An 11275-nucleotide genomic window follows, 5' to 3' on the forward strand; every position below is an offset into this window, starting at 1 on the left:
CGGAAGGTGGCTATGCCCAACGCACAGAATAATCTTGAAGAAATTATAGTCGTCCGTTCTTTGGCTGACTCTGATCTGGGAATTTTTGCTGCTCACAGACAATACATAGCCAGCAAACAACGTGCGGTGAATATCAACGCTCCGACTGCAAAACTTATATTATCCCCACAGCTTTTTGGTGGAGAAGGTGCTCTGCTCGATTGCATCACGGTGTTCGGGGATATTACGGTTCGAAAAATGCGGAGTTTTAAGAAGGTTCATAAAAATTGGAGGCTTGGTGGAGAGAAGCTGGACGGTAGTGAGTTTTCAAAGCTGGATTCTAAAGACTTTATCTTGATGCGAACCATTGCCGGAAATGACGGGAGTCATCCTGTAGCCATCACATTTGTCGGGAAAAAAACGGATCAGATTATTCATGCCGGGATCGCAGCAATTCTGGAAAAACGTCTCGATAAAAGTATGGCTGTGGTCATGGAGCAGGAAGAAGATTTTAGCGCGCTGTCCCGATATTGTCCTTCAGTCTCTGAATTGGAGGCAGGCATCCGCCCTGATACCGTAAGTAGCGCCACTGCATTTCCCCCGATGCCTTCTGAGGAAAAGATTGAAGAGAAAAAATTACGCTCAATGAAAGAAAAAATACACCAGCCTCATATCCTGGAAAGAATGCTCCAGGTCGCTGGTGACCTTTCAGCCCCAGCCCAGCACAGATTTTTGCAAACCGTAGAATATGTAGCATCTGCCCTGCGTGAAATTCTTCTGGAAACAGGCCGGATAGTCAATATCCCCAAAGGTCACACTAAGCTTTGGAAGAGCGTAGCGGGTAAACCTATCGGATTCGTCGACGGGGGGCTTGCCAATCTTTCCATGCTGGGCTCTGCCCCCATCGCTGCGCGGGTTGGCGGGTATACCGTTGTTCCCGGCGACCATTCATCGGAACGTGAAAAATTTACTGTTCTGAAGTGTCTCATTGATGAACTTTACGCGTCCGGTGATGAGGGAGTCTTTTTAGACTGCTTTCCAGACCTCGGAGCCTTACGTGATGCCGCAAGGATTTCTATCGAAGCTGCGGGTGCTGTGCACTTGCTACGAGAACAGCCTGGGCTGACCTGGGTCATGCTGCATGGCTCATTAGTGAGCCCTGTTTCACGGTATACAGATGTCATCCAAAATGAAGTAGTAAAGCATCGGTTTCCAAATTTTTCAGATAAAGCCCTTGAAGTGCTGCTCCCTGGCGATGGAAATGGCAGGTGTGGAAACGATGCTAATTTTATATGCACGTATCTGCGCCAGCTTGAACTGATGATGGAGTCGGGTGCTGTTGTTTGCGGAGTCGTTGAGCGTCCAAGCGCAACCTCGACAGTTTGTTATTCAATTCTCGAAAGTCTGGCGGATTGCGAATTGGAGCCGCTGGTTGACACAACTCCTGCGGACTGGAGGCGGACTTTCCGTAAGCTGATTGATCCTTCAGATGACGAGGAGATGGAAGGGCAGCGCATTACAGATTCGTTGCTTTTTCGTTGCGTTCTTGAGCCAGGAGAGGCAATTCTTCCGGTTCTTGTGGAACGCAACCTTTTGAGAAAAGCTCCAGATGCCTGGAAAACAGTGATAGCCCGATACCCGAAGCCTATGGTTTCTTACCTCCAACCGACAGAATGGTGTGCGCCTGTCCGGATAGAGTTTTTTGAAAAGGACCTGCCACATTTCCGTTCAACGGCGGAGCTTATCATGCATTGCTGCCTGCTGCTTCCCAGATACGCATTTCCTGTCGGGCTGGATATCGTTGACAAATACGCAAAGATTCCCAATTGGATGAGTCGCCCTCTTAACACGCGGATGGCAGTAAATACACTGAAGCTGGCTCTAGATTCCGGAGATGAAAAGTTATTTGATTCTGTACGGCATATGCTCTGTGGTAGCGGGCGAGAATGGTTGTTGCGCCCCGGAATTTACCGCTGACGCAACGATGAAAGGAGATTGATCGTATGAGTGTTCTGAAAGATTTTCAGCAAGAAACTATAAAAAAGTGGCGTCCCGTTGGTACTGTTGTTGGAAATGCTGGCACTTCGGAGTATACCTTCATTCTCAAGCAATATCAGGCAAAGGTCGGAGATATTGTAGCCCTGGGAATGCAAATTCCTGACAGTGACTATTCCTATCAGAGTACGATTTATGTATGGGCAAGAGTTGTTGACATAACGCGCTTCAATCCTTTCTTTCCGTACGAAGCTGCGCAGGAAATTGCCGGCGAGGGACTTTCCCTTGAAGATACAGTTTTGTCTGGAACCAGAGACCAGTTGGAAGCAACCGCTCTGATTCTTGGGGCAACATCTCCAGATGATTTGGGAAAACTGTTCCCGCTTACCTACCCGGTGAAGCCTGCCTGCACGGTTTATAACCCTCCCACGGAAGCGGTCCGGACTCTTCTTGTCAGCGACAGAGAACGTGAGCATCCAGTTTCGGTTGGGTCGTTAATTGCCAGGCGTGATGTGGAGGTGACTCTTTCAGCCCGGCGTCTTGTTGCCCGCCATATGGCGATTCTGGCTATGACCGGCGGAGGGAAAACTGTGGCCTCTCGCCGCATTATCCGGGAACTTATCCGCCTTGGATATCCGCTATTCATCCTTGATCCGCACGGCGACTATATCGGGTTGGTTAACTGCCACGAATTACTGAAACAAGAAGCGCCTGATTGCGAGATAAAGCTTTTCTATCCCGACCTTCTGGTTCAGCAGAATGGTGAAGATCTTGTTACGACACTTATTTTGCAAATGACAAATGGACTCACAGAGCCGCAGTCGGACTATCTTCGTGGTCTATATGACAGAAAGCCTGCGACTAATGGCCTCAGTGCCTTGACATACATTCAATTCCTGCTGAAGCAAATCGAACTGGATTTTGCAGATAAAGACGCTCCTAAAGGCTTATCTGGGAACTGGCGACCTAGCGTCGGAGCAGTCCGCAGATCTTTGAATATTGTCAGAGCCAAACTGGAAAGAATGCGCCTATCCAGCGAGCAGATGCGGCGGAGTCCCAAGCTGAAAGTACTGCCTTTTGAACCGTTGCCCAACCCGTTCAGCCAGCCGGAAGCCATTATTCGTCCAGGCCAAGTTTCTATCCTATATCTTGGAGGATATGACCATATTACCCAGTGCTCAATCGCTGCGATTACTCTTGAACGCCTTTTTGATCTACGTGCAAATCTCGGTGGAGAAATTCCACCATTCTTAGCTGTCATTGAAGAGGCACATACGTTTATCCCCTCTGTCAAAGAAGGAACTCAAGATGCGGTCTCTTTGCCGGTTATACGCAGAATTATAACCGAAGGCCGTAAATTCGGTACCGGACTCATGCTCATTTCGCAACGACCCAGCCGTCTTGATGAAACTATTATTTCACAGTGCAACTCCTTCCTTATTCTGCGTCTTGTGAACCCCAGAGATCAGAATTTTGTTAGGGCGATTATGGAGAACCTTACAGAATCAGATGCTAGAATGCTACCTGGGTTTGGCCCTGGTCAGGGCATTGTTAGTGGTCAGGTTGTTAAATTTCCGCTCCCTATTCATATAAAAATGGATGAAGAACTGCTGGCGGCAGAAATCGGTGATGAAGACTTCTTTGAACAAGTTGAAGTGTGGAAGCCAGCGGCGAAAACTGTGGCAAAGAAAAAAATTGCCAGCAGCATTGCAAAAGCGGAAGCAACTCGAAGAAAGGCTACGTCCATCAAAAAGACAACAAAGCCAGCCGAAAGTAAACGAGGTCGAAAAAAGAAGGCATGAAATTAATGGCGGATGTGCTGACCAGAGATCAGCGGCAGCGCAATATGCGCAACATCAAAGGCAAGAACACAAAGCCAGAAATTTTGTTGCGCAAAGCTCTTCACGCCCGTGGGTTGCGGTACCGGCTACATTATCGGAGGCTACCCGGAAGCCCTGATCTTGCTTTCCCTAAGTACCGCGCCGTTGTTTTTGTTCATGGGTGCTTCTGGCATCGGCATGGTTGTAAATATACAAGTATGCCTTCCACAAGAAGGGATTTTTGGAGTCAAAAATTCCTTCAAAACGTTAGACGAGATGAAAAAGTTGCCAAAGAACTGGAGCAGGCAGGCTGGCGCGTGGGTATTGTCTGGGAATGTCAGATAAAAAGAGCTCATGGAAATCTTGGTCCGCTCTGCGATCAGCTCATTTTGTTCTTAAAAGATATGCCCCGTTCTTTTTGTAGTATTGGGGCTCTATCAAGCAACACCTGAACATCACTTTCTTTTCCCTACGACGATTTGTTTATTACCGCGTGGCTATCAGAATTCCGCCAAGGATCAGCGCGCCGCTCGTGAAGTGGGCGGGCGTCACCGGTTCGCCCAGCAGCAGCAACGCCTCCAGCCCGCTGAACGCGGGCAGGGAATAGTAGATCAGCGCCGCGCGGCTGGGGCCGATGGCGGCTATGGCCAGGTTCCAGCAACGGTAGGCCACCAGCGACGCCCCAAGCCCGATGTACAGCACCCCTGCCACGGCCTGCGGCGTGAACACGGGCATGGGCCCGGTGGAAAGCTCCCAGGCCAGCATGGGCAGAATGCCCAGCAGGCCGGGGATGAAGGTGGCCATGAGGAAGGTGGTCTGCCCCACGCCCGCCGGGCGCTTGCGCACCAGCACCGAATACCCCGCGAACAGCATGGAGGCGGCCACCATCCACAGGTCGCCGCTGGTGAAGGTGAGCGTGGACAAGCGCGCAAGTTCGCCCCGCGTCACCAGCACCACGATGCCGGTCACCGCCGTGGCCAGGCCCGCCAGGCGGCGCAGGGTCACCGCCTCGCCCAGGAACACCCGCGAGAACAGGATGATGAAGATGGGCGACGACGTGGCGATGAGCGCCATGTTCAGCGCGGCGGTGGTGCGCCCGGCCACGTAGATGAAGGTGTTGAACACCGAAACACCCACGAAGCCGGTCACGCAGAAATAGACAAGGTGGGCGCGCACCACGGGCCATTCGCGGCGCAACGGGCCAAGGCCGAAGGGCAGCAGCACGCAGGTGGCCACCAGCCACCGCGCGAACGAGACGGATACCGGCGGCATGCTGTCGGCCAGCGCGCGCGCCACGATGAAATTGCCGGACCAGATGACGGTGGCCGCCAGCGCCAGCAGGACGCCGCGCGTGCCACCGTTGCCGGGGCCGCCACTGCGGGGGGATGCATGCATGGATGTACTCCGAAAATGGGAGCATCCTGCCTACGCCGGGGGCATGGGGGTGTCAAGCTGAGCCGGGTCGAGCCGGGTTGGGCCAGGTTCGGCCGGGCCGGGCCGTGCTGCGCCGGATTGGGCGGTGCGGGCCGTATGGCATGCGGCCGGGTGCAGCAGGCAGGGGGGCTTGGCGCGGCATGACCGCGACAGGCAGCACGTCGGCGTGGGGGGGGGCGTTACGCAGCGCGCCCCCGTCGGCGGGAACGACGGGGGCGCAGGCGGGAGGGATGCGTAGCTCTCTTGCGAAGCACACCAAGTGGCTTGGTGTTACGATTTAGTAAATCGTATGCATGATGTGTAGCTGTATATTGAAAACGTGTCAACATCGGCAAGTGATGCTTCGGCCTGATCTTGCGGAAACGGGCAGCCGCGCCTCCCTGTCCCGTCCGTCTGGCTGTCCCGCGTGTCCGCGCACCGCCCTTGTTCCTTGCGCCCTGTTTCCGACCAGGTGCGCCCATATCGCCCCGCATCGGGCCGGATAGGCCTGATTCCGCGTCGTTTCCGGTAGCCGCCCGCGCCATCCGGCTCCCTTGCCCGCAACGCCCGCGCGGGGTAGGAGAGGTGTTCGCGTCCACCCCGTGCCACCGCAGGCGCGCGGTGCCGCCGTGCGGTCATCCCGTGCGTGGCGGTGCGCCCTGCGCGCGAGAAGGAAAAGGAACCGACCGTGACCATGACCGGATTTTTCAACGTCCTTTCGGTGCAGGCGTTCACCGAACTCTTGCGCGCCTTTCCGCCGCTGGCGGCGGAAACGGTGGACCTGCACCACGCCGATGGCCGCGTGCTGGCGGCAGACGTCATCGCCGCAGAAGACCTGCCCCTCACCGATCGCGCGGGCATGGACGGCTACGCCGTGCGCGCCGCCGATCTGTTCGGCACCACGGAAACAAATCCCGCCTACCTCGAATGCGACGGCAGGGTGGACATCGAGCATCCCGCCGCCTTTGCCGTGGCGCCGGGCCGCTGCGCTGCCATCGTCACCGGCGGGGTCATGCCCGAAGGTGCCGACGCGGTGGTCATGGTGGAGCATACCCACGAGTTGGGGGCGGGCACCATCGAGATGCGCCGTGCCGTAGCCCCCGGCGAAAACGTGATGCTGCGCGGCGAGGACGCCATGGCGGGTGCCCCGGCCCTTGCGGCGGGCACCCGGCTGCGTCCCCAGGAAGTGGGCATGCTGGCCGCCGTGGGTGCCACGGCGGTGTGCGTGCACCGCGCCCCGCGCGTGGTCATCATTTCCACCGGCGACGAACTGGTGGCCCCGCAGGCCACGCCCCGGCCCGGCCAGGTGCGCGACGTGAACAGCCACACCCTGGCCGCGCTGGTACGCAGGGCCGGGTGCGAGGCGCGCTGCCTCGGCATCGTGCCCGACGAACTGGACGCGCTGGAGGCGGCCCTGCGCGAGGGGCTGCGTGACGCCGACGTGGTGCTGCTGTCCGGTGGCAGTTCCGTGGGCGTGCGCGACCTGACCGTGGCCGCGCTGTCGCGCATCGAAGGGGCGGAGCTGCTGGCCCATGGCGTGGCCATCAGCCCCGGCAAGCCGACCATTCTCGCCCGTGTGCGTGGAGAGAACGGCGAGGGGGCCTGCCGCGCGGTGTGGGGCCTGCCGGGGCAGGTAACCTCTGCCCAGGTGGTCATGTTCGTGCTGGGGGTGCCCTTCCTGCACCATCTTTCCGGCCGGGCCGACGCCTTCGACCGGTCGCTGTGGCCCGCGCGCCGGGTGCGTCTGGCGCGCAACGTGGCTTCGCGGCAGGGGCGCGAGGACTGGGTGCGGGTGCGCATTGAACCCGCGACCCGCGAACCTGGAGACACAGGGGAGGGCGGAGGCGTTGCCGTGCCGCCGCCGGCCGTGCCGCTGCTGGGCAAGTCCGGCCTGCTGCACACGCTGACCGGGGCGCACGCGCTGGTGCGCATCCCCGAGCGGGCAGAGGGGCTTGTTGCAGGTTCCGAGCACGACGCATATCTCATCTGATCCGGCGCGGCATGTGCGCTTCCGGCGGCGTCAGCGGCTCTTGCTTGCCGGAAGTGCACTCCCCGCGCTGTCGGCCACACCTTGATACGGAACAGCAAACCATGCGCATCCTTTTCTTTGGCGATATCGTGGGCAAGCCGGGCAGGCAGGCCCTGAAGGAACTGTTGCCCGCCCTGCGGCGCGAGCACGCCGCCGACGTGGTCATAGCCAATGGCGAAAACGCCTCCGGCGGCATCGGCCTGACGGCGGAAACCCTGCGCGAGCTGCTGGGCATGGGCATCGACATCCTGACCACCGGCAACCACGTCTGGAAGCACCGCGACCTGTACGGCGCGCTGGACAAGGAACAGCGCCTGCTGCGGCCCGCCAACTATCCGGCGGGCGCGCCGGGGCGCGGCCTTGGCGTGTACGACCTGCCCGGCGGGCACCGTTTTGCCGTACTGAACCTGTGCGGCACCACCTACATGGACCCGCTGGACTGCCCCTTCCGCACGGCGGAAACCCTGCTGGCCCGGCTGGAGGCGGAAGAGGGGCATCCCCTCGTCCGTCTGGTGGATTTTCACGCCGAGGCCACCAGCGAAAAGAAGGCCCTGGGCTGGTTTCTGGATGGCCGGGTCAGCGCGGTCATCGGCACGCATACGCATGTACAGACCGCAGATGCCATGCTGCTGCCCGGCGGAACCGCCTACCTCACCGACGCGGGGATGTGCGGGGTGGAGGCATCCGTGCTGGGCATGGATCACAAGGTCATCGTGGACCGCTTTCTGACCCGCCTGCCGCAGCGCTTTCGTCCGGCCACGGGGCGCGGCTCGCTGAACGGGGTGTTGCTGGACGTGGACGAGGCCACCGGCAGGGCACGGTCCATCCGTACCTTGCGGGTGGGCTGCCCGGCGGCGGAACTGTCTGCCGTGGCGGGCGGCCCCGCCGATGCAGGCGACCCCGCCGTGGGGAAGTAGCCGGGTACCCGTCCGGTCCGCACGCCGGGCTGACGCATCCCGCCCGTCCGGCGTGCCCGGTCAGGCCCGATTGAGCCCGGCGGGGCTTTCCGCCGCCGCCGGGGCGTGCCCCCCCTAGGCCCCCAATCGGCCCCCAATCAGCCCCCAATCAGGTTGACACCACCCGCCATCTCTGGAAGACCGTCCCGATACCATGCAGAGGGGTTGCAGACCATGATCGACATCGACACCCAGTTGGAACGCATCAAGCGCGGCATGGCCGAACTCATCGACGAGGCCGAACTGCGCAAGAAGATCGCGCGCGGCGCGCCGCTGCGCGTCAAGGCGGGCTTCGACCCCACCGCGCCGGACCTGCACCTGGGCCACACGGTGCTCATCCACAAGCTGCGCCATTTCCAGGAACTGGGGCACACCGTCATCTTCCTGATCGGCGACTTCACCGGCCAGATCGGCGATCCTTCGGGCCGCTCCGAAACCCGTCCGCCGCTGACGCCGGAACAGATTCTGGACAACGCGGAGACCTACAAGAAACAGGTCTTCAAGATCCTGGACCCGGAAAAGACCGAGGTCGATTTCAACTCGCGCTGGATGAACGCCTTTTCCGCCGCCGATTTCGTGCGCCTGGCCTCGCGCTACACCGTGGCCCGCATGCTGGAACGCGACGACTTCGAAAAGCGCTACCGCGACGGGCGGCCCATCGCCATCCACGAATTCCTGTACCCGCTGGTGCAGGGGTACGATTCCGTGGCCCTGCGCGCCGACGTGGAACTGGGCGGCACCGACCAGAAGTTCAACCTGCTCATGGGCCGCACGCTGCAATCGCAGTACGGGCAGGAGCCGCAGTGCATCCTTACCGTGCCCATTCTGGAAGGGCTGGACGGCGTGAAGAAGATGTCGAAGTCCCTCGGCAACTACGTGGGCATCGACGAGCCGCCGTCCGACATGTTCGGCAAGATCATGTCCGTGTCCGACGAGCTCATGTGGCGCTACTACGAACTCATTTCCGCCCGTTCGCTGGAAGACATCGCGGACATGAAGCGCCGCGTGCAGGCCGGTGAAGCCCACCCCAAGGCGGTGAAGGAAGACCTGGCCCACGAGATCACCGCCCGCTACCACGGCGAGGACAAGGCCGCAGAGGCCCGCCAGGGCTTCAATGCCGTGTTCGCCGGTGGCGGCGTGCCCGACGACGCGCCCGAGCATGCCTGCGCCCAGGGCGAGGACAGCACCCCGCCGGTGTTCCTGGAAGCGGCGGGCCTGGTCAAGTCGCGCGGCGAGGCCAAGCGGCTGATCAAGGAAGGCGCCCTGTCCGTGGACGGTGCGCGCTGCGACGACGCCATGGCCCCGCTGGCCCCCGGCAGCTACGTGGTCAAGCTGGGCAAGAAGCGCTTTTTGCGCCTGACGGTCACGGGGTAGTTTCGGGTTCCTAAGGATTTCCGACACGTCGCAGCATCCAGCTTTCGCAGCCATTCCCATGGCATGTTCACGCCGCTCCGGTTCGCCGGGGCGGCGTTTTTCATGTCGGGCGGCGGCATCGTGTAAAGATATGTAAAGGTGTGCCGATATGTCTTTGTGACGGCAACCAGTCACGGGGTGACGCCATGATTGTATCCCCGCTTTCCGGCTATCTGCTGCGCGAATCGCAGGAACGACAGCAAGAGGCCCGCCGCGCCCGGTACGGCACCGGGCCGGTGAGCCTGCGCGGCAGCCTGACCGACGCCTACGACACAGTGTCCACCCGCACGCCCGACGTGGTGTTCGAGTTCGGCGATGTTTCGCGCGCGCGCCAGAATCAGGACGACGCCTACGGCCATCTTCTGGCCGGGGGCGACGTGCTGCAAGGGGGCAACCCCATCACGCACAAGACGAAATCCGGCCTGCTGGTGAGTGTGGCGGCCACCTCGTGCATGGGCCAGGACGGTGAGCGGGAAACCAGGTGGGTGGCATCATTCAGCCGTAACGGCGAACTGGTGGGTGGCGGCATCATCCAGAAGGATAGCCGGGTGGTGGAAAACACCGACGGAACGGCGAGCCTGGAGGCGGCACCCGACGGCGAAACCCTGGACGGCACCGAGGACGACGATTTCTTCATCCGGCTGAGTGACCGGCAGGTGCACGCGGGCGGGGGCGACGACGTGGTCATCTCGCTGGGCGGCAGCGGCGGGGTGGACGGCGGCACGGGCAACGACATCATTCTGGGCATGTTCCGGGGCGTGGCCGCAGAGGGTCCCGAAGGGCTGACCCTGCTCGACGGGGGCGAAGGCGATGACCTGATCCGCGCCGACAACGGCGTGCACGTGGCACTGGTTGGCGGCACCGGCAACGACACTCTGGACGGCGCCGTGGCCCATGCACTGGTGCGCGGCGGCGAGGGCGACGATACGTTGAAGGGCGAGGCGCACTACGCGGTCATGGACGGGGAGGACGGCAATGACCGCTACGAAATGGACCTGGCCGCCTGGTCGCAGGTGGCGGGCGGCAGCGGCGACGATGCGCTGACCGGCACATTCCTGCGTTCCGACATGACGGGCGGCGAAGGCGACGACACCTTCGATGGCCGGTTTCAGGTTTCCGATCTTTTGGGCGAGTCGGGGGATGATACCTTTCGGGGAATGTACGAGCGCGGCAGGGCGGAGGGCGGCGAAGGCGACGACACTTTTGCCGTTGACGCGGCGCATACCGCAGAATTCGCGGGCGGGGTGGGAGACGATACCCTGCGTGCCTTGACCTCGTTTTTCGCCAGTTATGACGGCGGCGAAGGGCACGACGTGGTGGAACTGGGGCGCAGGCGGCGGCTCAGTCCATCGGGCGAATACGTGCCGGGTGGCCTTTCGCACGTGGGCTGGAAGGTGGAGGGCCTTGCGGGCGACTACTACGCCGAAGGCGACCTGGCCCACAACACGGTGCGCGGCGGCGAGGGCGCGGACGATCTGACCGTGTACGGCGCGCCGGACGACCGGCGCGGGCTGGATGATCCCGCCCGGGTCAGCGGGGGCAAGGGCCGCGATGTGGTGGCCATCTACGGGGCCATGCAGCGGCTGGGGCAGCTGTACGGAGAAGAGGAGGACGGGGAGATGGGCGTGTTGCTGCTGCCGTATGTGTAGCGGTGGGTATGCCGCGCGGCC

At 60.8% G+C, this 11275-nt stretch carries 8 protein-coding genes; 7 read left to right on the top strand and 1 reads right to left on the bottom strand.

Annotation, left to right across the window (positions count from 1 at the left end; genetic code table 11):
* Positions 1–12: 12 nt before the first annotated feature.
* Genes ABWO17_RS01075 through ABWO17_RS01085 form a run of 3 tightly spaced genes read left to right on the top strand, consistent with a single transcriptional unit; the run spans position 13 to position 4246 of the window.
* Entirely contained in the window at positions 13–1956 is a 1944-nt protein-coding gene (locus tag ABWO17_RS01075; RefSeq protein WP_353115190.1) for a DNA double-strand break repair nuclease NurA, read from the top strand.
* A gap of 26 nt (positions 1957–1982) precedes the next feature.
* Complete coding sequence (locus ABWO17_RS01080; RefSeq protein WP_353115192.1) at positions 1983–3776, top strand: ATP-binding protein; 1794 nt, start codon at positions 1983–1985, stop codon at positions 3774–3776.
* Positions 3773–4246: a very short patch repair endonuclease gene (locus ABWO17_RS01085; protein ID WP_353115194.1), complete on the top strand. Its 474-nt coding sequence runs from the start codon at positions 3773–3775 to the stop codon at positions 4244–4246. The genes ABWO17_RS01080 and ABWO17_RS01085 overlap by 4 nt, the downstream gene beginning before the upstream one ends.
* Before the next feature lie 34 nt (positions 4247–4280).
* On the opposite strand, the gene ABWO17_RS01090 is transcribed toward ABWO17_RS01085, so the two are convergent.
* Entirely contained in the window at positions 4281–5189 is a 909-nt protein-coding gene (locus tag ABWO17_RS01090) for a DMT family transporter (protein WP_353115196.1), read from the bottom strand.
* Positions 5190–5901: 712 nt separating this feature from the next.
* Between ABWO17_RS01090 and ABWO17_RS01095 the strand changes: the two genes are divergently transcribed.
* The 4 genes from ABWO17_RS01095 to ABWO17_RS01110 all read left to right on the top strand — a co-directional run bounded on the left by ABWO17_RS01095 (position 5902) and on the right by ABWO17_RS01110 (position 11254).
* Entirely contained in the window at positions 5902–7197 is a 1296-nt protein-coding gene (locus ABWO17_RS01095) for a molybdopterin molybdotransferase MoeA (RefSeq protein WP_353115936.1), read from the top strand.
* Positions 7198–7298: 101 nt separating this feature from the next.
* Positions 7299–8153, top strand: coding sequence for a TIGR00282 family metallophosphoesterase (locus ABWO17_RS01100; RefSeq protein ID WP_353115198.1), 855 nt, complete (start codon positions 7299–7301; stop codon positions 8151–8153).
* 213 nt (positions 8154–8366) lie between these two features.
* A complete protein-coding gene (tyrS, locus tag ABWO17_RS01105; RefSeq protein WP_353115200.1) occupies positions 8367–9566 on the top strand; it encodes a tyrosine--tRNA ligase in 1200 nt (399 codons plus the stop codon).
* A gap of 185 nt (positions 9567–9751) precedes the next feature.
* Entirely contained in the window at positions 9752–11254 is a 1503-nt protein-coding gene (locus ABWO17_RS01110) for a calcium-binding protein (RefSeq protein WP_353115202.1), read from the top strand.
* Positions 11255–11275 lie beyond the last annotated feature (21 nt).

The organism is Nitratidesulfovibrio sp. (genome assembly GCF_040373385.1).
Lineage (GTDB): Bacteria > Desulfobacterota > Desulfovibrionia > Desulfovibrionales > Desulfovibrionaceae > Cupidesulfovibrio.